We start from the raw sequence: 21,589 nt of genomic DNA, 5'->3' as shown, positions 1-21,589 counted from the left end.
GCATGAAGATTTTACTATTAGATGGGGCAAGTTTGACTTCTAGAGAAACAGTGACTGTTTTAGGAAAGAATAGTGAAATAGATATTTTCAGCTCTTCTAAATATGGGATCAGTCGTTTCAGTAAATTTTGTAGAAACTATATTCAAGGAAATGCATCAAATGATATAAGAGCTTATCTTAATCAAATAATGACGCTGAATGATACGGGAAACTATACAGTCGTATTACCAATACATGAAGAAGGATGGCTGTTATCTTGGGGAAAGGAAAGGATAAAATCTTTACCCTTACTGATTTCTTCCCCCGAATCCTATGAACAGGTTCAGGGGAAAATTTCTTTTGCTCGTCTATTAGACAAGCTGGAAATCTCTCAACCAAGCTGGTGCTTATACCCTGAAAATAAAAACTTCACTTTATATCCAAGTTGGGTCAAAGCCAACTATGGAACCGCAGGACGTGGTGTTCTAAAGGTCAAGAGTGAGTCAGAAATGGCTCAAGCATTGCATTTTTTTGAGAATGCAACGCCTGACGAACTGATGGTACAGGAAAATATTGATGGAGATTACGGCCAAGTGCAAGCGGCTTTCCAAAAAGGAAAATTGATAGCAATACACTCAAGTTTGAAGATTGGCACAGGGGTTGGGGGATCAGCAGCTGCCAGAATCAGTATCGATAGTTCACCGTTTATAGAATCGGTTAGTAAAATTGGGGAAACTATTGAATGGAATGGAGGAATCACGTTTGACTTCATAAAAAATGAAAGCGGTTTTTATTTTATCGAATGTAATCCTAGAATGGTAGAGCCTGGAAATGCGGCAGCAGCGGGTATTAACTTCCCTCTGATTTTAATAGATTTAACACGCGCCAAACCTACCTTACCGAATCTTCTTGTCGGACGATCGGGGATAAAAACACATAGCACCTTAGGATTGCTTATGGGCTGTGCAGAGCAAACAGGAAAAAGAAGAAAAATTCTGAAAACCTTTTTTGACTGTATATTTCATTTAGCAGAGAGAAAGGATAGCACCGAAGTGTTAACGCCGATTTGGAAGGATTGGAAGAGTGTGATTCCTCTAGCTGTAGGATTTATCCGTTTGTTGGTACAGCCAACAGATGTAAAGCGCATGACAGAGGATGCAGTTGCTCATTATCAAATCGATAGAGACACGATTATAAAGTTAAGAGAAATGTTGGAAGGTTCATAATGTATAGGAAAAAATAGCATAAAGATGAATAGCTACCAAAGGTTGAAATCAACTTTTGGTAGCTATTCATCTTTATTGATTATTAATACCCCTTTGCCCAGTTACGCGACAACCATCTTGAGAATTGTGAAATTGCAAAGTTGATGGTGAAGTATATAAGAGCAACGATGCCGTAGATTGTAAATACTTGCCCCGTTTGTCCATAACGGCCCATAAGGATATAGGATTTCCCGAAAAGCTCCTGTAAGGCAATAACGGAGTACAAGAAGCTGGTATCTTTGATAACCGTTACAAACTGAGAAACGATTGCCGGCAATACATTTCTGATTGCTTGAGGCAGTACGATGTACCAAATGATTTGAAATTTACTGAAGCCCTGAGAACGAGCAGCTTCTTTTTGTCCCGTATCTACACCGTTTAGACCACCACGAATGATTTCAGCAAGTGCCGCCGAAGTAAAGACAGTAAAGCTGACAATGCCTGCGGGAGTTGACTTGATTTTGAAAATCAAAAAGATGACATAAATCCAAAGTAAGTTTGGAATGTTACGGACGATTTCAATATAAATGCTTGCGAGGATCTTTAAAGGGCCTCGCTTTTGATTTCGAAAAACAGCTAAAATCGTTCCAAAAATGGTACTCAATACAATAGCGATAAATGAGATATACAAAGTAAGCTTCAGACCATCAAAAAGGAACTTCATGTTATTTGCTGTAAAAATTTGACTGATTTGTTCTGACATCATTTACCCCCTTATCTGCTATAGGCTTTCTTGTTTTTTTCTTCCATTCTACGTGCAAAGGTTGCCAACGGAAAACAAAGAATGAAGTAGAGCAGGCCGGCTAATGTGAAGGCCGGAATGTAATTCAAATTAGCAGAAGACCAGCTGTTTGCTGCAAACATAACATCTGCACCAGAGATAATCGCTACAGTAGCTGTATTCTTAATTAAATTTACTAATTGATTTGTCAATGGCGGTAACATGATTTTCCAAGCTTGCGGTAAAATGACATAACGCATAGTTTCACTGTAAGTAAAGCCCTGTGAATAGGCTGCTTCAAACTGGCCTTTTGGTACAGCACCGATTCCTGAACGGACGACCTCGGCAATGTAAGCCCCATGGTATAGACCAACACATAGAATGGCTGTTGTGGCTGCTGAAAAAACAAAAATTGGTTGCCCGTTAACTTGAATCAATGGAAATCCGTAGTAGACAACTACAAACTGGATCAAGAGTGGCGTGTTTTGAAAAATTTCAACATACACCCGACTAATAGCTTTTAGCAGCTTATTGTGTGTGGTAGACATGCTTCCAAAAAGGATGCCGAGAATAAGAGCGAGCGCAAGTGCGCCAATTGAAATCATGATCGTATACAGAAAAGCATCCGCGAACAGTCGCCAATCTGTTAAAAGCGCTCGCCAGCGATGAAGAGCAAATGGCCCTTCATCTAGCCAGGAGGCCGTAGCTAAAAATGACATAAAATCCCTCCTAATTTCTTTTATTGTACAGTAGAATTAGAGAGGTTAATCCAAATTCCAAGTTTTATAAATTTCTTCTAGAGAACCATCGTCTTCCCATTTTTTGATCAATTCATCCAGCTTATCATTTAAATCACTATTTGATTTTTTCGTTGCAACACCATATTCCTGCGGAGAGAAACCGTCTGCAAGGATTTCTGTTTTTTCATCTACATATCCGCTTAGAATCGATTTATCGACAGAAAAAGCATCGATTCGCTTAGAAGTCAGTGCCGTTTTCAATTCTGGATAAGAGCCAAGCTCTTGGAATTTAAACGTGATTCCACCTATTTTTTCACCTTCAGCAATGATTGCGTCTTTTGTTGTTGCGGATTGCGCAACTCCAATAGTTTTTCCATCTAAGCTAGCAGTATCAGTAAAACCATCTTCTTTTCTTACTAGGAAGCCAACTTCATCTTGATAGTAAGGGGTAGTAAAGTTATAGGTTTCTTTTCTTTCATCAGTAATGGTAAATGTCGCGATGACCATATCCAACTCTCCGTTATCTAATAGCGGTCCACGTGTCTTAGCTGTTACACCAACAAACTCGACATTATCTTCGCTGCCTGTCAGTTCCTTTGCAATTTTACGTGCAATATCAGGCTCCATTCCCTCATTCTTATTTGAATCAGGATTCATGTAGCCAAAGTTTGGAATATCTTCTTTGATTCCAACTTTTATAACGCCGGCTTCTTTGATTTTATCAAGGGCTGAGCCGCTTGATGTTGCTGCATCTTCGCTGCCGCCACATGCTGTAAATAGTCCCAATACTGCCAATAATGATAACCCGCCAATTAGTTTTTTCATGCTTTTCATAGATTTTCCTCCCAATATAGTCATTTTATTTATAGTCGAGCATAGTTTTATAAGCTGTGCATATTCCCACCTACGAATTATGGATGATTTTACTCAAAAATTCTTTCGCACGTTCGTTTTGTGTATTAGTAAAGAAATGTTCAGGTGTTCCTGTTTCGACGATTTGTCCATCATCCATGAAGATGACTCTGTCTGCCACTTGACGGGCAAAGCCCATTTCATGTGTCACGCAGATCATCGTGATGTTTTGCTTAGACAAATCAACCATAACGTCTAATACTTCCTGGATCATTTCCGGATCAAGAGCCGAAGTCGGTTCGTCAAAAAGAATGACCTCCGGGTGCATGTTCAATGTTCGAGCGATTGCTACCCGTTGCTGTTGTCCACCGGAAAGCTGTGCCGGATAGGCTTTTGCTTTATCTGCTAAACCGACTCTTTCCAGATATTCCATACCTGTGCGAGTGGCTTCTTCTTTACTGACACCTTTGACCTTTATAGGGGCAAGGGTCAGATTTTCAATAATTGTTTTATGGGCATAGAGATTGAAATTTTGAAAGACCATCGCAACCTTTTGCCGGATTTGCTGAATGGGTGCCTTAGGTTCAGTGATATCCACACCATCGACCGTTATTTTTCCGTCGGTTACTTTTTCCAAGCGATTGATACAGCGAATCAAGGTACTTTTACCAGAACCGGATGGTCCGATAATGACAATTTTTTCTCCATGGTCTGCTGTTAATGAGATGTCTTTTAGTACGTGGTGGTCGCCGAAATATTTGTTTACATGTTCCAAAGATATCATAGTCGCGCTCCTTTTTTAATGATGGAACCAGTCTGTATCTTTTCCAGTTAGACGGTTTCCTCGTTTTTTATGATCCGATTGTTTCATTCCTGTAGCGTTAAAACAGGGAATGCAGGTTCTCTTTTAACGAATAGTGAAGGTAAATGAATATGATGAAATCAGTAAAAGAAATGCTGTTGTTTGTAAAGATAACAGCTGATTTTATGCGCGAAAATAGCAAGGAAAAGAATCGCCATCATTGTTATGGAGAGTCCAAGCATATTTTGTGCAGTGAATGATTTCATACCATTCATTTACATGATGGATGTTCCTGATAGAGGACATCATTTAAGTATGGAGAGTGCGGATGCTCTGTTTAGGTGGTAAGCATGATGATGAGTTGTTTCATTTGGACATGAAATTTTTTTGTATAGAGAAAAAGTTTCACATGTCTGGTTATGTCCCATCATATGCTATAGTATGTAGAGAATACCTGTCGGAAAAAGAAAAATAGAATTGCTAAGTCCTATTTTCATAAAAGAAATAGGTGGATTAGCGAAAGGAATAGCAGATAAATCAAGTAATTGAGTAATATCTACCTTGTTTTTCGTATTGTAAAAACATTTATACCTAAACTTTAATCCATTTATAATAATTCTTTTCTTTTGTTAATGTTAGAAATTATAACATATGTTTCGGTCGAATGCTAGTTTTTTGTAAAAAACTCTAATTTAGCGAGTATAGGTAATTGATAAGTGGTTTATAAGAAAAGGAATAAGACTTGAAAAAGTCTTAGAAAAAGTAGAAAATAAGTGTATTGAAATAAACTATAAAGGTTTGATAAGTGTGAATAATGGAGCAATTGGTTTTATAGATTCAGGTGTTGGTGGTTTGACGGTGGTCAAGGAAGCATTAAAGCAGCTGCCGAATGAACATCTGATTTACTTAGGCGATACAGCGAGGTGCCCGTACGGCCCTAGACCAGCAGAACAAGTTGTTCAGTTTACGTGGGAAATGAGTTCTTTCCTATTGAAGAAAAATATTAAGATGCTGGTGATCGCATGCAACACAGCTACTGCAGTTGCTCTGGATGAAATCAAGGATAGGCTGGATATACCAGTGGTGGGCGTTATTCTACCTGGTTCAAGAGCCGCTTTGAAAGCAACGAAGACCAATCAGATTGGCGTTATCGGGACATTAGGAACTATAAAAAGTGGCTCATATAAAGAAGCATTAAAAAGTAAGGTTCCTTCTGTTGAGGTACAGAGCTTAGCTTGTCCAAAGTTTGTACCGATCGTAGAGAGTAGCGAATATCGTTCATCTGTTGCGAAAAAGGTGGTGTCTGAGACGCTAAGACCACTAAAAACTAGAACAGGATTGGATACCCTTATTTTAGGGTGTACTCACTATCCTTTATTAAGACCGCTGATTCAAAATGAAATGGGCAGTCAAATCAAGCTAATTGATTCAGGCGCAGAAACAATCAGTGAAGTTAGTGTTTTGTTGGACTACTTTAACTTGGCGGCAGAACCGAAAAAGATTGCGCCGATCAATGAATTTTATACCACAGGCTCAGCAAATATGTTCAAGGAAATAGCCAATGATTGGCTTGAGCTGGAAACAATCAATGTAGAACATGCGAAAATAGGGGGAAATGTTAGTGATTAGACATGATGGAAGAAGTCCAAAACAATTACGAAATGTAACAATAGAGACCAATGTGTTCAAGCATCCGGAAGGGTCAGTTGTGATTTCTTTTGGCGATACAAAAGTGATTTGTTCAGCAACTGTAGAAGAAAAGGTTCCGCCTTTTTTACGTGGTCAGGGAACAGGTTGGGTCACAGCAGAATACAGTATGCTGCCACGAGCAACGAACACTAGAAATATTCGTGAAAGTGCGAAAGGAAAGCTATCAGGAAGAACGATGGAAATTCAGCGATTGATTGGCCGATCTCTTCGTGCCGTAATTGACTTGGAGAAGCTTGGTGAACGAAGCATTGTTGTTGATTGTGATGTTATCCAGGCAGATGGCGGAACAAGAACAGCAAGTATTACAGGTGCGTTTACAGCAATGAAGTTAGCCGTCGAAAAACTGATGGTCAAAGGCGTATTGACAGAAGATCCGATTAAGGAACACTTAGCAGCTGTCAGTGTTGGGATATTGCCATCAGGTGACTGTGTATTAGACTTGGACTATCAAGAAGATTTTGCTGCAAAGGTCGATATGAATATCGTGATGACGGAGTCAGGAGAGTTTGTGGAAATCCAAGGTACAGGAGAAGAAGCGACTTTTTCAGGAGACGAATTGAATGCTATGCTGTTTTATGGAAAGAGTGGGATCAGTGAATTGATTGCAGAGCAAAAGAATACGTTATTGGCTTCCTTTGCTGAACATAAGACAGAAGAAAATACAATTGTGATTGCAACAGGAAATGCCGGGAAAGCAGCAGAGTTCAAGGAGCTCTTTGGTGCCAAAGGGTATCAGGTGAAAACCTTACTCGATTATCCTGAACTGCCGGAAGTAGAAGAAACAGGAACGACCTTTGAGGAAAATGCGCGCTTAAAAGCTGAAACGATTGCAGCGATCCTGCAACAGCCTGTTCTTGCAGATGATTCAGGCTTGATTGTTGATGCGTTAGGGGGGATGCCGGGGATTTATTCTGCTCGTTTTGCCGGCGAACCTAAAAGTGATGCTGCCAATAATGCCAAGTTGCTTCATGAGTTAACGGAAATTCCTAAAGAGGAGCGAACCGCTCGATTCCATTGTACATTAGTTTTTGCCGCTCCTCATAAAGAGAGTCTCGTTGTCGAAGGAGATTGGGAAGGGCTTATCGGAACAATTCCTCGTGGGGACAATGGCTTTGGTTACGATCCGTTATTCTACGTTCCGGAAGAAGGAAAAACTTCTGCCGAGCTTCCAAGAGAAGTGAAGAACAAAATCAGTCACCGAGGCAAAGCAGTTGAAAAGCTGAAAAAAGAATGGGAAAGCTGGTTGAATGGACAGGAGGCGGCAGAATGAAGTATCTAGTTGTAAGTGATAATCATGGTGATCGAGATATTCTGGTACAATTGGTCGATCATTATAAAGGGAAAGTTGATGCAATGTTTCACTGCGGTGATTCTGAGTTAGAAGCAACAGATCATCTATGGGATGACTTTACTGCTGCTGTAAAAGGAAATTGTGATTACGGTCCAGGCTATCCTGAAACGGCTGTAAAAGATACAGGTGAAGATGTAGTTTTCATGACGCATGGTCATTTGTCGAATGTTCGTTTTGGTTTGACACAGCTGGGCTTGCAAGCAGAAGAGGTGGGTGCAACAATTGCTTTGTTTGGGCATACACATGAAATTGGTTGTGAGATGCATCAAGGATGTCTCTTTTTGAATCCAGGAAGCATTCGCCAACCGCGTGGTCCTATCCAAATACAATCCTATGCGATCATTGAAAGCGCAAAGGAGAAGTTCGACGTACAATATTATGATCGAACATTTGAACCAGTCAAAGAACTTCATTTCAAATTTTCAAAATAAAGAATTTGTTCCTTGAGGTTGGGGCAGAAGCGTTAAGCTTCAAGCAATAAGCTGGAATTCACGAAAATTGCTTCATTACAAATTTTTGCTGAATTTCAGCTTATTGTCGAAGAAGTTGCTTCTCTCCCACCGTTTATTTGGATTTAGGGACAGATGGAGCATAGAATCTGAGTTCTGTACCATGTGTGGGGCTTTTTTACTGCGGAAATGAAAGCGGAAACATCTTTACTAACTATCCCAGAAAAATAAGGCGAACTTAAATGTAAAATTTTTTAAACTATTATGAAAAAACTGCGAATTTAGAGACATTCGAGCGTCTTTTCTGTACAATAAAGAATGTAGTGAAAAAACGAAATGGAGGCACTCCAATGATTGGAAATGCTGTAAAAGAATTATTAATGGAGAAACAAGATACATTTATGATACCAGCTGAAAATGTTGCAAACGTGATGTGTTTGAATCCGTTGAATCATGCGTTACTGGTGTTATCACAAGTAAGATATTCAAAAATCCCTGTTTTAGATAAAGGCGATCGATTTGTTGGGCTGATCAGTCTGGCGGATGTTGTAGATAAAATGTTTGATTTGACTGAAATCGACTTAGAAAAACTGCAGGAGTTCACTGTTGCTGATGTTATGGAAGTGGGCGTGACGGTTGTTGGCGAGGATTGGGATTTGGAGGATGTGCTGCATTTACTTGTAGATTCGCCGTTTCTTCCAGTTGTTGATGATAATCAGTGCTTCAAGGGAATCATTACGAGAAAAGAACTACTGAAAGCCATCAATCATATGGCCCATGAGCTGGAAAAACACAACCTTGTTCTACCAAAAGTAGATGAAACACAGGAGAACCAAGCGATTTAAAACACCTGTGTTCACATTTTACTGAATTTTTGATATGCTATATAAATCGACGAAATAGATAGCTGGGTGAGTGAACTATTTCGTCTTATTTATATTTGGTAGAAATTGAAGGGAGTTACTGCGATGGATGCATATGAAATTATTAGTTATATCGGGAACGCAACAAAAAAGACACCAGTGAAAGTGACCTTGAAGGGTCAATTGAAAGGGCTGGAATATCCTGAATCAATTAAGGCGTTTACAAACTGTAAAACAGGGACGCTGTTCGGTGAATGGGCAGAAATCAACGCTTTTTTAGAAGAGAATAAATCTGTGATTGCAGATTATGTTGTGGAAAACGACAGCCGAAATTCTGCGATTCCATTGCTTGATACAAAAGAGATCAATGCTCGAATCGAACCGGGAGCAATCATTCGTGACCAAGTGGAAATCGGCGACCATGCGGTAATCATGATGGGGGCTATCATCAATATCGGTGCTGTCATCGGTGAAGGCTCAATGATCGATATGGGCGCTATTCTTGGGGGCAGAGCGACTGTGGGTAAGAATTGCCACATTGGAGCCGGAACTGTGTTGGCGGGGGTCATTGAGCCGCCGAGTGCTGAGCCTGTTGTTATTGAAGATAATGTATTGATCGGTGCCAATGCAGTTGTATTGGAAGGAATTCGTGTCGGTAAAGGAGCAGTAGTGGCCGCAGGGGCAATAGTCGTTGATGATGTAGCACCAAATACTGTGGTTGCTGGAGTGCCTGCTAGAAAAATCAAGGATATTGATGAAAAAACAAAAGGCAAAACCAATATGATGGACGAATTACGTAAATTATAATCAGTGAAAAACTGAGATGAGAGAGTCAAGCGATAAGGCAAAAATGAGTTTCCATAGGCTTTGTGAAATCATGGGAATCCAGAGAATGTTTCTGTTTGCTTGTAAGCTTTCTTTTCTTGGTTTTTTGGTGTATTCTACTTGAAAAGTGAAAAATGGAATGGGAGATCATAAGAAATGATACAGGAAAGATTGAGTGAAATAAGAAGGGCGCTTCATCAAATCCCTGAGATAGGCTTGAAGGAAGTTAAGACGCAAAGCTATTTATTGGATGAAATTGGACGAATAAAAAAGGACTATATCGAAATTAAATGTTGGCAAACCGGAACTTTAGTGTTTGTACAAGGCGTTGATCCGGAAAAAACGATTGGCTGGCGTGCAGATATTGACGGACTGCCGATTACAGAGGCAGTAGAATCAGGATTTAAGTCTGTGCATGAAGGTCAAATGCACGCTTGTGGTCATGATTTTCATATGACGATCGGCTTGGGACTCTTGGAGAAGTTGTCTGAGAAGCAGCCAAAGAATAACTATCTCTTTTTGTTCCAGCCTGCTGAAGAAAATGAAGCAGGAGGCATGCTGATGTATGAACACGGGGCTTTTGGTGATTGGTTGCCGGATGAGTTTTATGCTCTGCATGTCAATCCGGAGCTTCCGGTAGGGAAAATCACAACAAGGCCGGGGACATTGTTCGCGGCAACCTGTGAAGTTCGGGTATATTTCACAGGAAAGAGTGGACATGCTGCTTTTCCGAATGAATCCAATGATATGATCATTGCCGCAGTCAGCTTTGTGCAGCAAGCTCAGACGATCATTAGTCGAAACGTCAATCCCGTAGAGGGCGGAGTTGTAACCTTTGGAACCTTCAATGCTGGGACAGTAAACAATGCTATTGCAGGAGAAGCGAGCATTACCGGAACCATTCGAACGTTGACAGAGGAAACGAATCAGCTGACACAGCGAAGAATCCGAGAGCTGGCGAAAGGAATCAGCTATTCCTTCAATTGTGAAGTAGAAGTAGTTCTGGATCAAAAAGGCTATCTGCCGGTAGTGAATGATAAGGAGACAACAGAAAAATTCATTCATTTTATGGAGGAGAATCCTGCCGTAGCATTTGAAGAAGCACCGGTTGCGATGACTGGTGAGGATTTCGGCTATTTGCTCTCCAAGGTTCCTGGAACAATGTTTTGGTTAGGTGTTGATAGCTTATATGGCCTGCATTCAGAAAAATTTGATCCTGATGAAGCTGCTTTACCATTTGCGGTTGAACAGGTTGGGACATTTCTCAAATCTTTGGACGACTAATCAATAGAGATGGGCGGTATTCAAATCAGATATAAATGACTTGCTATCCTATAAAAACAGCTAACGACCATTAATCGTTAGCTGTTTTTACGTGATACATTATTTTTAGGAAATAGATTTACTTTCATCGTTGATTGGTAAAGTGTGCATCAGGGCAAAGAAATGTTCAGCTTTGCCTGTGCTAAAATACTGATACCAATACTCTAGTGTATCCGATTGGAAAACATCTAATTGTTCGATAATTTGTCTTGTCCATAATAAAGCGCCAGTAGAGCTTGCCGTAATAAGATTATTATCCGCTACTGATGCTTCGTCTATATAGAAGCTGGTCCCTTTGTAGCTTGGAGAAACCATTTCCAGAAATCCTGCCCCATTGCTTGTGTGTGAACGATTATCTAGTAGTCCTGAGCTAGCGAGCGCGACAGTAGCCCCACAGATTGCACCAACGATAGAGCCAGCAGAAAGAAATTCAGCTGCTTTTTCAATAATAGCCTGATGCTTTGGATCGTTCCAGGTATCTGCACCCGGCAATAGCAACATGCTTGTTTCGTTTGTTGTAATATCATCAACAAGGCAATCAGGAATGATTGTTACACCACCCATTGTAGTGATGGGTTCTTTTGAGTAGCTAACTGTTTTTATGGTTAATTGTTGGGCCTCTTTTTTGAAAAAACGACGAGAGTTTAGTTCTGAAATAACATGCCCCATTTCCCAGTCAGCTAAAGTATCAAGAATATAAATATAGATTGTAAACATAAATTTTTCCCCATTTCATTGTTAGATAATTACTAGTTCATTATAGCAACAGATTGTTGACAGCAGTATGGCAACAATAGGAAAATTATAAAAAAACTTTTGAAAGATAGTTACTTTATGAAAATAGAAGAACTTTCGTACGCTTACCACTAATGGTGTAAAAATGATGCATTTGTTCAAAACTTTATTTGGCGAGAATCAAATAAAAAACCTTTTGATTACTCTTAGATAACATACCTAAGACCAATCAAAAGGATCAATAGAGGAAAAAGTATAACTTAAAAACGTAGTTTTGAAAGAGGTTGCTTTGTACTAATACATCTTAGCGTGTAGTTACATAGCACCTTTTTTTATAGTACTAACTGGGCTTTGTTTAGAATTGAATTAAGGCATAACAATCGGTGTATTGGGAATCGTAAAACTTTCAGCGGAAAGTGCTGTAACGGACTGGGCCAGAAAATCTTCTTTAATGACCGCTTGCTTACCATTGAGCACATACATCGTTGTTCGAACAGCAAAATTACCATTTCCTAAATCAACCATTCCAAAAAGCGTAGGACCACTTTGAATATCCTCTTTGTGTTTATCGGCTAAGCGTTGGTTGACCTCTGACAGAATTTCCTGTATTTTCTCGATGCCCTCCTCCGGGATTATGCGAATATCAACGATCACTTGGATATTGGAACGTGAAAGGTTGCTGATAGTCGTAATATTCCTGTTTGGGATAAAATGGACTGTCCCATCCAACGATTTCAGCTGTGTTGTTCTCAAGCCGATTGAAGTAACTGTCCCTTCAATATCCAATGCAATTAAGCGGATATAATCGCCAACGTCCATCTGCTGTTCCAAGATGATGAAAAAACCCGTAATGATATCATTCATAAAGCCTTGTGCGCCCAAACCAATCGCTACACCGGCAATTCCTGCTCCAGCTAAAAGCGAACCAATTGGAACACCTAAAACACTCAGCAATGAGTATAGGAAGAAAAAGAATAGGGTATATTGAAAAGCATTTCGTGTTAGCAGATGAAGCGTACTGACGCGACTGTCACTGATGGTCTGCCGTTTACTGATTTGGCTTTTGTATAAATGATTGATCAAGCTTTTCCCTATCTTATTAATCAAAGCAAAGAGTAGGAATAGAAATAGAATATAAATGGCCTTTTCGATAATGAATGTTGTGATTTGATCCCAATTGATCGAAGCCCAATAACGCTGGAAAGCATTGACTTTTTTTACGGTTTCTTGAGTTAAGTCCCCTACAGAGGAATCAAGCGTAGATTCTAGTGTAGATGTAGATTGTTGTAGCAAAAACATATGATCACCCTTTTAAAGCATTTCCTTTATTTTACCTAAAAAATGGAATTCTAGCCAGTTTTGATGTATTATTCATTGAAATTTTCAAAAAATTCTAACAACTAAAGAAATAGTATGGTACAATAATCAGAAAAATGAAGGGGGATCACATGATGATCGATTGGGATAATCTAGGATTTAATTATATCAAAACACCATATCGCTACCTATCAATCTGGAAGGATGGTGAATGGGACGAAGGCACACTAACAGAAGATAATACACTTCATATACACGAGGGCTCTGCAGCACTTCATTACGGACAGCAAAGTTTTGAGGGATTGAAAGCTTATCGTTGTAAGGATGGTTCAATCAATCTCTTTCGGGTAGAAGAGAATGCGAGACGTATGAATCGCAGTGCGGAACGCCTGCTGATGGCACAAATACCAGAAGAAAAATTTATCCACGCGGTCAAAGAGGTCGTGAAAGCGAATGAAGAATACGTTCCCCCATACGGCACAGGGGCAACACTTTATATTCGTCCTTTACTGATCGGGATAGGTGAAGGAGTCGGAGTGAATCCGGCACCGGAGTATCTCTTTACAGTCTTCTGTACGCCGGTTGGCGCCTATTTCAAAGGTGGTTTGACACCGACAAACTTTATCGTTTCAGATTATGACCGTGCTGCACCTCAGGGAACAGGAGCAATCAAGGTTGGTGGAAATTATGCTGCTAGTTTATATCCGGGACAAGAAGCGCATGACAGACATTTTTCTGACTGTATCTATTTAGATCCGGCAACCCATACAAAAATTGAAGAGGTTGGTTCTGCGAATTTCTTCGGGATCACAAAGGAGAACCAATTTGTTACACCACTTTCTCCATCGATCTTGCCAAGCATTACCAAGTATTCCCTCCTATATTTAGCGGAGCATCGTTTAGGCTTGGAAGTTATTGAAGGGGATGTTTACTTAGATCAGCTAGATCAGTACACAGAAGCGGGAGCTTGTGGAACGGCAGCCGTGATTTCGCCAATTGGTGGAATTCAGACCTTTGATTCTTTCCACGTGTTTTATAGTGAGACAGAAGTAGGTCCGGTGACGCAAAAGCTTTATGATGAGTTGACTGGGATTCAGTTTGGTGACGTAGAAGCACCGGAAGGCTGGATTCAAAAAGTTTAAATAAAAAAAAGACTGGTGGCACTTTGTCATCAGTCTTTTTATATGGAAAAGAAAATGCGTGTAATCTGATTACAAGAAGGACGAAAAGTGAGAACCATTAAACAAAATTTTTCATGAAATCCTATTTTTGGCGTATAATAAAAGAGTAATGAATTTCTAGAAAGGGTGAAGTAGTATAATGGCATTTGAAAAAACAAAGAAACTGGCAAATGGTAATGAGATTCCCCGTTTAGGATTAGGTGTTTGGCGAGTAGAGGATGGCAATCAGGTCATTGATTCTGTAAAATGGGCTCTACAGGCAGGCTACCGCTTGATTGATACAGCTGCTGTCTATAAAAATGAAGAGGGTGTAGGCGAAGGAATTCGGCAATCAGGTGTTCCAAGAGAAGAAATTTTTGTTACAACCAAGCTTTGGAATGAAGATCAAGGCTATGATTCTGCACTGAAAGCTTTTGAGGTAAGTTTGAACAAACTCGGCTTGGATTATGTTGACCTGTACTTGATCCATTGGCCGGTTAAAGATAAGTATAAGGATTCATGGAGAGCGATGGAAGAAATTTACGCGAGTGGGCGAGCAAAAGCCATTGGAGTATCTAATTTCCATAAGCATCATTTAGAAGATTTGTTAACTACTGCTAAAGTGAAACCGATGGTGGATCAAATTGAGATTCATCCGACACTGACACAGGAACCTTTGAGAGCGTATTTGGAACAGGAAGATATCGCAGTAGAAGCATGGTCTCCTCTTGGACAAGGAACGATTCTCAAAGAGCCTGTTTTGGTGGAAATAGGAAATAAATATGGCAAAACTGCTGCTCAAGTGATTATTCGTTGGCACCTGCAAAATGACATTATAGTCATTCCTAAATCAGTACATGAACAACGAATCAAAGAAAACTTTGATGTTTTTGATTTTGAGCTAAGCAGTGAAGACATTGCTGCGATCAATCAGCTGAACAGTGATGAACGATTAGGCTCAAACCCTGATAGCTTCGACTTTTAATTAAAAAATAAACAACCGCTTCTCCGATGTAATGTAAGGAGGAGTGGTTGTTTGCTTTTAAAGTTGATCAACAAAATAACGAAACAGTTCCAATTCTTTGGTGTCATTATGGAAAATCAGTTCAGGATGCCATTGTACACCTAATAATCGTTGTTCAGGATTTTTAGCTTCTACACCCTCTACCAGACCGTCAGATGAATAGGCGGTAGCGCTCAGCTGAGTAGAAATTCTGCGTATTGCTTGATGATGATACGAATTTACCTGATAGGTGTCACCAAATAACTGATTCAAAATCGTGTTGTTTTCAATGGTAATTGAATGCGTCGGGAATCCTGGTGCAGTTGGTTGTTGTCCGTGTTTCACTTTCCATTCAGAATATTGAGAAAGATCCTGATAAAGTGTACCTCCCAATGCAACATTCAACAGCTGCATGCCGCGACATACTGCGAAAACAGGTTTTTTTTGTTTGATTGCTTCTTCAATCAGTGCTAGTTCAAATGCATCTCTGTTTCTATTTGTTTCCTCGAGCTTGGGATGTGGCTCTTCGCCATAAAAGTCCGGAGATACATCCTGTCCCCCTGCAAGAAGTAATTTGTCGATTTGAGTGATATAATCCGCAGCAGTTTCAGGTGCTCCGATCGGAATGATCAGCGGCATTCCACCAGTCTGCTGAACAGCTGTGACGAATCCTTGAGGTGTATACGAAACTTGATTGCCATTAAAAGTTTCAACGGCGTGTACCAGTTGGTTTCCGGCAATTCCGATAATGGGTTTAGACATGATCGTCCTCCTTTTTAGTTGTTATAATGGTTCTTAAAAATGGGTAGAATTGCTCCTTTAAAAACCAGTAGGACCTAAATCCTGATTTTATTCTAGCAGTTATTTCTTTTTAATCTATAGATAAGCTTTACTAGCTAAATAGAGTCATAAAAAAATGGGGCAAAATAACTGCCCCAGCTTTGAATTCCTATGCTCAGTATTTTGTGCGGATAACTTCTACTTTGTAACCGTCTGGATCAGTGATGAAGTAGTAAGAAGGTGGTGTTCCTGGAAGTCCCTTCATATCAGTTACATTAAAACCGGCAGTTTTTTGTTTTTCATGCAACGTTTCGATTTCATCTGTACTGATTGCAATATGCCCATAGCCGTTTCCAAGATCGTACGCTTCATGATCATAGTTATACGTTAATTCTAATTCGTACTCGTCTCCTGGTAGAGTTAAATAAACCAATGTAAATTTATGTTCAGGAAAATCTCTTCTGCGACTCTCTTCAAACCCGAAAGCCTCCTGGTAAAAAGTCAATGAAGCATCCAAATCCTTTACACGAACACAAGTGTGTGCCATTTTCATCAATAAATCATCCTTTCATTCTGCTCATATAAAATGAACATCTTTCCATTCAATACTAGCATAGACAATTGAAAATGATAAGTATTTTGTGCTAGGTAAATAGTAGAGGCTGTATTTGCTGGATAAAAAAGTGGAGCTTCTTTTTTTATACTTGTTTATTAGAATATTCTCATGTAAAATTAAAGAGATTTAAAGGAGTTGTTCATATGGAAATCCCTACTTTTGGAGAAAAGTTAAACCAAAGGGACTATAAAAAGCGATTGGGTGCGTATATTATTGTCACCAGAAATAACTTACAAGAAATGGTATTGGTTCAGGCACCAAATGGGGCTTATTTTCTTCCCGGTGGAGAAATTGAGAAGGATGAAACAAAAGAACAAGCTATTGCTCGAGAGATGCTTGAAGAGCTTGGGATCGAAGTTGTGATCGACTGTTATCTTGGACAGGCAGATGAATACTTCCATTCAAGACATCGTGCGACGGATTATCATAACCCCGGCTATTTTTTTGTTGCGGCCAGTTGGACTCAAGTCTGTGAGCCGTTGGAAAAATGCAATACGATCCGTTGGGTCAGTATTGATGAAGGAATTGAGTTGTTAAAACGCGGCAGTCATAAATGGGCTGTTAAAGTCTGGCAACAGCAGTTAAAATCTTAATAAAAAATGATTGAGAAACAAAAATAAAGAGACATTTATTCATAATTGAATGGATGTCTTTTTTGTTGTTCTCTTCTATGAGTTAAACAGAAATAAACGGGAGAAATGTAATGAGTCTATGCAGTAGGGTAAAAAGAGAATGAAAGAGATAGTGAAATGATTCAGAAAAAATGAAAATAAATAGAAAATGAAGCAAGTTGACACCGACCATCAATTAGTTGCAAAAACATTTAGTGAGTAGAAGGTATAGGAATTGTTCGATTATGACATGTTTTTTTATCATTTACGTATCACTTGGTTGTTTTTGTCAAAATTTCGTCTTTTTCCACTGAATTATAGAACAATGTTTGTGGCAGCAAGCTACAAAAAGAGCTGTCAAAACAGTTTGAAAATGCTTTCTTTCCATACTATAGTTTAACTATAGAAACCGATTAAATAAATGAGTAAACATTATTTTACTCAAGCTTCTCTTGTCAGAAGAGCGATTATTTATAAGGATTTCGATACAAGTCGTACGCTTGAGTATTTTTGAAAGAGGTGTTGCATATTGTTAAGTGAAATGATTAACGAAGAATTTATACAGCTGAACATAGAGGTCAGCAGCTGGGAAGAAGCAGTCAGGCAATCCGCAGAACCTCTGGTAATAGGAGGGAAAATGACACAAGGATATGTGGATAAAATTATCGAGATTGCTCGGGACACAGGTCCTTATATTGTCATCACAAAACATGTTGCATTGCCTCATGCCCCTTCAGAATTTGGCGCATTGGATCTGGCGATGGGAATCGCAACGTTGAAAAGGCCGATTGCTTTTGGGAATCAAGCCAATGATCCAGTCAAATATTTATTTTGTATGAGCGCTACTGACAGTGAATCACATCTTGGATCAATGGCTGAACTCGTTGATTTACTGAGTAATGATGATTTTTATCACCTATTGGATTCAGCGGAATCGCCTGCTGAAATCTTGACGTATATCAAAAGTAACGAACAAGGAGGAGACAACTATGCATAAAGCTCTAATTGCCTGCCGTGCAGGTGTAGGCTCAAGTTTAATGTTAAAGATCAAAACAGAACAGGTAATAAAAGAAAATCAATTTCCTATCGAGGTGGAGCATTCTTCATTGGATGCAGTTCATGGGTTCAATGGCGACCTATTGATCACATTATCAGATGTTGCAGAAGAACTGAGTACGAAAGGGCTGAAGCAAACAATCATTGGGATCAACAATATTGTCGATAAAAATGAAATTCAAACCAAGTTATCTGCATTTCTTGAACAAAACTAAACAGTGTAAGCAAAAGAGATCGTATTTTGAAAATTTTAAAGGCTTGAGGAAACCGGTAAATCGTTTGAGTGGTTTCCTCAAAAACATAAAGGAAGTCCTGTTTTTTGAACAATTAGAGTAGATAAATGTCTTTATGCTATGCACTATGCTGGGATTCTTGAGACAAAGCATCACACTTGATCTACTTTAGTTAACAGATGACCAAAATGAAAGAACAAAGCCATCAGCTGCTTTGTCTTGCCAACAAATACAAGGAGGAACACCATGGATTTTATTATTAGTTTTTTAAGTACCCCGGCAGTTTTATTAGGGATTGTAGCTCTTATAGGATTAGTTGCTCAGCGTAAAACCGGGACAGAGGTGTTGACCGGTACATTTAAGACCATCATTGGTTTTATGGTGTTTAGTGCCGGTGGAAGCTTGATGACCGGCGCATTGCAGAATTTCAATAAGCTGTTTCAGACAGGATTCAATATTGTTGGTGTTGTAGCTTCACCTGAGGCGGCAACAGCCATGGCGCAGGATCAATATGCGTTGGTAACGTCTTGTACATTGATTTTAGGGTTCGTGATGAACTTAGTATTTGCACGAATCACACCGATGAAAAATATTTTCTTCACGACGGGTCATAGCTTGTTCTTTGCCTGTGTCCTATCCTTGATTCTCAAGTCCCATGGCATTTCTGATATTGCTGCAATTATTGCCGGCGGGTTGATTTTAGGTTTTTGTTCAGCAGCGCTGCCTCAGCTTTGTCAGCCCTTCATGCGTAAGATCACGGGTAGTGACGATGCAGCAATCGGTCACTTTAATATGATTGGGTATTCACTTTCAGGCTACATTGGAAAATTATTCAGCAAACATGAAGATAAAAGTACAGAGCATATCAATTTCCCTAAATGGTTATCCTTCTTCAGAGATTTTCTAATGGGTGTTGCAGTTATCATGCTGATTCTTTTCTATGTTTCTGCGTTAAAGGCTGGGCGTGATGTAACACAGGAGCTTGCGGGAACAACACATTGGCTGGTATTTCCAATGATTCAGGCGTTCACATTTACTGCTGGGATGTCGATCTTAATGACAGGTGTTCGGATGTTTCTTGCTGAAATCACAGCAGCTTTCGTATCGATTTCTGAAAAATTCATTCCAAATTCACGTCCTGCGTTGGATGTTCCAACTGTCTTTCCGTATGCACCAACGGCTGTTATTGTAGGTTTCCTTTCTTCTTATGCTGCTGGACTACTAGGTGTAGCAATCATGGTTATTTTCAAATTTCCGGTTGTGATCATTCCAGCTGCGCACATTTGCTTTTTCTCAGGCGGGACCGCAGGTGTGTTTGGGAATTCAACAGGTGGTTGGCGTGGTGCTGTAGTAGGTTCATTTGTCATCGGCTTACTATTGGCCTTCTTACCAACCATTCTTTATCCAGTCTATGGAAGTATGGGCTTAGAGGGCTCTACCTTCCCAAATATTGACTATAACGTTGTAGGGATTTTCCTTGAAAAGATTTTAAGCTTGTTCTCATTTTAGATAATTGATGGAAGAAAAATAGGATTAAAAGCCACAAGGCTGTCAGAAATGAACGCTGTGATAGACGGTTGATTTAGCATTTTAAAGTAAAAGAAACCTTTTCATTCTTATGCAAAGCTTGCAATATGGAGTAACTTTGTCACAGCCTCATTCTTTCAGCCTTTCAAGTAAAGGAGAAAAACGATGGATCAAACACTGAAAAGCTTTTTTGATACAACCTCGGAAGAAATTCAACGATTTATGCAGGATGTTTCGGCGGAGCAACTGCATAAAGCAAAAGACATGGTTCTGGAAGCCGAAAAAAAGGGTGGTCGCGTTCACATCACTGGGATTGGCAAACCGGGCCATGTGGCAGAGTATATTGCTTCCCTATTTTCCTCTGTAGGAACGCCGGCATACTTTTTAGATGCGACCGAGGCGATTCATGGATCATCAGGGCAGGTTATGCCAAATGATATCGTTATTTCCATTTCCAATAGCGGAGAGACGGAAGAACTGAAACGAACAATCACGACCTTAAAAAACAACGGAGCAAGAATTATTTCAGTTACAGGAGGCGAAGAGTCGTGGCTCTCAAAAAACAGTGACTGTGTTCTGTTTGCAAAAGTTGAGCAGGAAGGCGATAGCTTAAATAAACCGCCAAGAGCGTCGATCATCATTGAAGTATTTGTTCTACAATCCTTAAGTATATTGCTTCAGGAAGCGAAAAAATTGACGTTAAGAGAATATGTTCAGTGGCATCCGGGCGGCACTTTAGGGAAATCACTCGTTTCAGAAAAATGAATAGGAGGGAATCAGTTGGAAATAAAGGGAATCATTACAGCGATGGTCACACCTTTTGATGCTAGAGGAGAAATAAGTGAGCAAGGAACGAAGGACTTGATCCGTTATTTACTTGGAAAAGGGATCGACGGATTGTTTATTTTAGGAACGAACGGAGAGTTTCATGTTTTAGAGGAAAAAGAAAAGCTGACATTTGCACAATATGTGATTGATGAAGTCAGCGGTCAGGTTCCAGTCTATGTTGGGACGGGCGGTAATAGTACAAAGCAAGTCATTACTCTGTCAAAACAAATGGAGCAATTGGGTGCAGATGCTTTATCTGTCATTTCTCCATATTTCGTTCCACCAACAGAGCATGAGCTAGTGGCTCATTATACATCGATTGCCGATGCGGTAACGATTCCTGTTCTGATGTATAATATCCCGAAAAATACAGGAGTGAATATTACCAAAGAAGCTGTTACGGTTCTAGCCAGACATGAAAATATTTCCGGAATCAAAGATAGCAGCGGTAAGTTGGAGAATATGGTGAGCTATATTCATGCAGCAAAAGGGCAAACCTTTAATGTTCTATCTGGTTCGGATTCACTGATTTTATCAGGATTAAAATCTGGTGCTACGGGGGCTGTTGCAGCTACATCTAATGCACTTCCTGAAATTGACAAGGCTATCTACCAGCTTTGGAAGGATGGGGAATTAGAAGAGGCGGAAGCGATGCAACAACGAATCGACCCTTTTCGAACAGTCCTGAAGCTAGGAACGATCCCGTCTGTTCTCAAGGCTGCTGTTGGAATAAGAGGAATTGATGTTGGCGGTGCGAGATTACCCGTTCAACCACTATCACCTGCGTCTCTTCAGCAGGTTGAATCAGTAATGAAAATGCACTATGAAGAATAACGAATGAAG

Annotated in this window: 23 protein-coding genes; 15 read left to right on the top strand and 8 right to left on the bottom strand. The window is 39.8% G+C overall.

The genetic code is table 11. The annotated features are described in order from the left end of the window. Nucleotides 1-2 precede the first annotated feature (2 nt). The gene (locus tag A5888_RS03870; protein WP_086347915.1) at nt 3-1,205 is read left to right on the top strand and encodes an ATP-grasp domain-containing protein; all 1,203 of its coding nucleotides are present in this window, start codon (nt 3-5) and stop codon (nt 1,203-1,205) included. An 82-nt stretch (nt 1,206-1,287) separates the two neighbouring features. Here A5888_RS03870 and A5888_RS03865 read toward each other — a convergent pair whose 3' ends face one another. The 4 genes from A5888_RS03865 to A5888_RS03850 all read right to left on the bottom strand — a co-directional run bounded on the left by A5888_RS03865 (nt 1,288) and on the right by A5888_RS03850 (nt 4,341). Further along, nucleotides 1,288-1,947 carry an amino acid ABC transporter permease gene (locus A5888_RS03865; protein ID WP_249274413.1) on the bottom strand — a complete coding sequence of 220 codons (660 nt, stop codon included), beginning with the start codon at nt 1,945-1,947 and terminating at the stop codon, nt 1,288-1,290. 11 nt (nt 1,948-1,958) lie between these two features. Further along, on the bottom strand, nt 1,959-2,684 hold the full coding sequence (locus A5888_RS03860; protein ID WP_086347913.1) for an amino acid ABC transporter permease: 726 nt from the start codon (nt 2,682-2,684) through the stop codon (nt 1,959-1,961). A 45-nt stretch (nt 2,685-2,729) separates the two neighbouring features. After that, nucleotides 2,730-3,539 carry a transporter substrate-binding domain-containing protein gene (locus tag A5888_RS03855; protein WP_086347912.1) on the bottom strand — a complete coding sequence of 270 codons (810 nt, stop codon included), beginning with the start codon at nt 3,537-3,539 and terminating at the stop codon, nt 2,730-2,732. Nucleotides 3,540-3,609: 70 nt separating this feature from the next. Then, nucleotides 3,610-4,341: an amino acid ABC transporter ATP-binding protein gene (locus A5888_RS03850; RefSeq protein ID WP_086347911.1), complete on the bottom strand. Its 732-nt coding sequence runs from the start codon at nt 4,339-4,341 to the stop codon at nt 3,610-3,612. Between the two features lie 825 nt (nt 4,342-5,166). On the opposite strand from A5888_RS03850, the gene racE reads away from it, so the two are divergent. The 6 genes from racE to A5888_RS03820 all read left to right on the top strand — a co-directional run bounded on the left by racE (nt 5,167) and on the right by A5888_RS03820 (nt 10,841). Further along, nucleotides 5,167-5,988, top strand: a complete 822-nt coding sequence (gene racE, locus A5888_RS03845) for a glutamate racemase (protein ID WP_086348352.1) — start codon at nt 5,167-5,169, stop codon at nt 5,986-5,988. Beyond that, nucleotides 5,981-7,339 (top strand): ribonuclease PH, encoded by a 1,359-nt coding sequence (gene rph / locus A5888_RS03840; RefSeq protein WP_086347910.1) that lies wholly within the window; start codon nt 5,981-5,983, stop codon nt 7,337-7,339. The genes racE and rph overlap by 8 nt, the downstream gene beginning before the upstream one ends. After that, the gene (locus A5888_RS03835; RefSeq protein ID WP_086347909.1) at nt 7,336-7,851 is read left to right on the top strand and encodes a metallophosphoesterase; all 516 of its coding nucleotides are present in this window, start codon (nt 7,336-7,338) and stop codon (nt 7,849-7,851) included. The genes rph and A5888_RS03835 overlap by 4 nt, the downstream gene beginning before the upstream one ends. A 368-nt stretch (nt 7,852-8,219) precedes the next feature. Next, nucleotides 8,220-8,714, top strand: coding sequence for a cyclic-di-AMP-binding protein CbpB (gene cbpB, locus A5888_RS03830; protein WP_086347908.1), 495 nt, complete (start codon nt 8,220-8,222; stop codon nt 8,712-8,714). A gap of 123 nt (nt 8,715-8,837) precedes the next feature. Then, nucleotides 8,838-9,539 (top strand): 2,3,4,5-tetrahydropyridine-2,6-dicarboxylate N-acetyltransferase, encoded by a 702-nt coding sequence (gene dapD / locus A5888_RS03825; RefSeq protein ID WP_086347907.1) that lies wholly within the window; start codon nt 8,838-8,840, stop codon nt 9,537-9,539. Nucleotides 9,540-9,713: 174 nt separating this feature from the next. Further along, nucleotides 9,714-10,841 carry an N-acetyldiaminopimelate deacetylase gene (locus A5888_RS03820; RefSeq protein ID WP_086347906.1) on the top strand — a complete coding sequence of 376 codons (1,128 nt, stop codon included), beginning with the start codon at nt 9,714-9,716 and terminating at the stop codon, nt 10,839-10,841. 105 nt (nt 10,842-10,946) lie between these two features. Here the strand turns inward: A5888_RS03820 and A5888_RS03815 are convergent, their stop codons facing one another. Then, a complete protein-coding gene (locus A5888_RS03815; protein ID WP_086347905.1) occupies nt 10,947-11,597 on the bottom strand; it encodes a type 1 glutamine amidotransferase family protein in 651 nt (216 codons plus the stop codon). Between the two features lie 384 nt (nt 11,598-11,981). Then, entirely contained in the window at nt 11,982-12,914 is a 933-nt protein-coding gene (locus A5888_RS03810) for a mechanosensitive ion channel family protein (RefSeq protein ID WP_086347904.1), read from the bottom strand. 149 nt (nt 12,915-13,063) lie between these two features. Between A5888_RS03810 and A5888_RS03805 the strand changes: the two genes are divergently transcribed. After that, nucleotides 13,064-14,074, top strand: a complete 1,011-nt coding sequence (locus A5888_RS03805) for a branched-chain amino acid aminotransferase (protein WP_086347903.1) — start codon at nt 13,064-13,066, stop codon at nt 14,072-14,074. 178 nt (nt 14,075-14,252) lie between these two features. After that, nucleotides 14,253-15,077: an aldo/keto reductase gene (locus A5888_RS03800; protein ID WP_086347902.1), complete on the top strand. Its 825-nt coding sequence runs from the start codon at nt 14,253-14,255 to the stop codon at nt 15,075-15,077. Between the two features lie 57 nt (nt 15,078-15,134). Here A5888_RS03800 and A5888_RS03795 read toward each other — a convergent pair whose 3' ends face one another. Continuing rightward, a complete protein-coding gene (locus A5888_RS03795; protein WP_086347901.1) occupies nt 15,135-15,857 on the bottom strand; it encodes a gamma-glutamyl-gamma-aminobutyrate hydrolase family protein in 723 nt (240 codons plus the stop codon). 193 nt (nt 15,858-16,050) lie between these two features. Further along, nucleotides 16,051-16,428: a VOC family protein gene (locus A5888_RS03790; protein ID WP_086347900.1), complete on the bottom strand. Its 378-nt coding sequence runs from the start codon at nt 16,426-16,428 to the stop codon at nt 16,051-16,053. 206 nt (nt 16,429-16,634) lie between these two features. On the opposite strand from A5888_RS03790, the gene A5888_RS03785 reads away from it, so the two are divergent. The 6 genes from A5888_RS03785 (at nt 16,635) to dapA (ending at nt 21,580) form a co-directional block, all read left to right on the top strand. Further along, the gene (locus A5888_RS03785; RefSeq protein WP_086347899.1) at nt 16,635-17,084 is read left to right on the top strand and encodes an NUDIX hydrolase; all 450 of its coding nucleotides are present in this window, start codon (nt 16,635-16,637) and stop codon (nt 17,082-17,084) included. Nucleotides 17,085-17,631: 547 nt separating this feature from the next. Further along, entirely contained in the window at nt 17,632-18,099 is a 468-nt protein-coding gene (locus tag A5888_RS03780) for a PTS sugar transporter subunit IIA (protein WP_086347898.1), read from the top strand. Then, nucleotides 18,092-18,373 carry a PTS sugar transporter subunit IIB gene (locus A5888_RS03775; protein ID WP_086347897.1) on the top strand — a complete coding sequence of 94 codons (282 nt, stop codon included), beginning with the start codon at nt 18,092-18,094 and terminating at the stop codon, nt 18,371-18,373. The genes A5888_RS03780 and A5888_RS03775 overlap by 8 nt, the downstream gene beginning before the upstream one ends. Nucleotides 18,374-18,637: 264 nt before the next feature. Then, a complete protein-coding gene (locus A5888_RS03770; RefSeq protein ID WP_086347896.1) occupies nt 18,638-19,900 on the top strand; it encodes a PTS ascorbate transporter subunit IIC in 1,263 nt (420 codons plus the stop codon). Between the two features lie 183 nt (nt 19,901-20,083). Continuing rightward, nucleotides 20,084-20,683, top strand: coding sequence for a KpsF/GutQ family sugar-phosphate isomerase (locus tag A5888_RS03765; RefSeq protein WP_086347895.1), 600 nt, complete (start codon nt 20,084-20,086; stop codon nt 20,681-20,683). Nucleotides 20,684-20,698: 15 nt separating this feature from the next. Beyond that, nucleotides 20,699-21,580: a 4-hydroxy-tetrahydrodipicolinate synthase gene (gene dapA / locus A5888_RS03760; RefSeq protein ID WP_086347894.1), complete on the top strand. Its 882-nt coding sequence runs from the start codon at nt 20,699-20,701 to the stop codon at nt 21,578-21,580. Nucleotides 21,581-21,589 lie beyond the last annotated feature (9 nt).

The organism is Enterococcus sp. 9E7_DIV0242, from assembly GCF_002140975.2.
GTDB lineage: Bacteria > Bacillota > Bacilli > Lactobacillales > Enterococcaceae > Enterococcus_L > Enterococcus_L clewellii.
Note: the sequence above shows the minus strand (reverse complement) of the source record. Positions and strands in the feature narration are given on the sequence as shown.

Bases quoted from the DNA above. Each gene is read 5' to 3' on its own strand.
- A5888_RS03815 (WP_086347905.1), bottom strand. From the start codon at position 11,597: ATGTTTACAATCTATATTTATATTCTTGATACTTTAGCTGACTGGGAA.
- dapD (WP_086347907.1), top strand. From the start codon at position 8,838: ATGGATGCATATGAAATTATTAGTTATATCGGGAACGCAACAAAAAAG.
- A5888_RS03795 (WP_086347901.1), bottom strand. From the start codon at position 15,857: ATGTCTAAACCCATTATCGGAATTGCCGGAAACCAACTGGTACACGCC.
- A5888_RS03855 (WP_086347912.1), bottom strand. From the start codon at position 3,539: ATGAAAAGCATGAAAAAACTAATTGGCGGGTTATCATTATTGGCAGTA.
- A5888_RS03870 (WP_086347915.1), top strand. From the start codon at position 3: ATGAAGATTTTACTATTAGATGGGGCAAGTTTGACTTCTAGAGAAACA.
- A5888_RS03775 (WP_086347897.1), top strand. From the start codon at position 18,092: ATGCATAAAGCTCTAATTGCCTGCCGTGCAGGTGTAGGCTCAAGTTTA.
- A5888_RS03790 (WP_086347900.1), bottom strand. From the start codon at position 16,428: ATGAAAATGGCACACACTTGTGTTCGTGTAAAGGATTTGGATGCTTCA.
- A5888_RS03860 (WP_086347913.1), bottom strand. From the start codon at position 2,684: ATGTCATTTTTAGCTACGGCCTCCTGGCTAGATGAAGGGCCATTTGCT.
- A5888_RS03805 (WP_086347903.1), top strand. From the start codon at position 13,064: ATGATGATCGATTGGGATAATCTAGGATTTAATTATATCAAAACACCA.
- A5888_RS03850 (WP_086347911.1), bottom strand. From the start codon at position 4,341: ATGATATCTTTGGAACATGTAAACAAATATTTCGGCGACCACCACGTA.
- A5888_RS03765 (WP_086347895.1), top strand. From the start codon at position 20,084: ATGGATCAAACACTGAAAAGCTTTTTTGATACAACCTCGGAAGAAATT.
- A5888_RS03785 (WP_086347899.1), top strand. From the start codon at position 16,635: ATGGAAATCCCTACTTTTGGAGAAAAGTTAAACCAAAGGGACTATAAA.
- cbpB (WP_086347908.1), top strand. From the start codon at position 8,220: ATGATTGGAAATGCTGTAAAAGAATTATTAATGGAGAAACAAGATACA.
- A5888_RS03865 (WP_249274413.1), bottom strand. From the start codon at position 1,947: ATGTCAGAACAAATCAGTCAAATTTTTACAGCAAATAACATGAAGTTC.
- A5888_RS03820 (WP_086347906.1), top strand. From the start codon at position 9,714: ATGATACAGGAAAGATTGAGTGAAATAAGAAGGGCGCTTCATCAAATC.
- A5888_RS03810 (WP_086347904.1), bottom strand. From the start codon at position 12,914: ATGTTTTTGCTACAACAATCTACATCTACACTAGAATCTACGCTTGAT.
- A5888_RS03835 (WP_086347909.1), top strand. From the start codon at position 7,336: ATGAAGTATCTAGTTGTAAGTGATAATCATGGTGATCGAGATATTCTG.
- A5888_RS03770 (WP_086347896.1), top strand. From the start codon at position 18,638: ATGGATTTTATTATTAGTTTTTTAAGTACCCCGGCAGTTTTATTAGGG.
- A5888_RS03800 (WP_086347902.1), top strand. From the start codon at position 14,253: ATGGCATTTGAAAAAACAAAGAAACTGGCAAATGGTAATGAGATTCCC.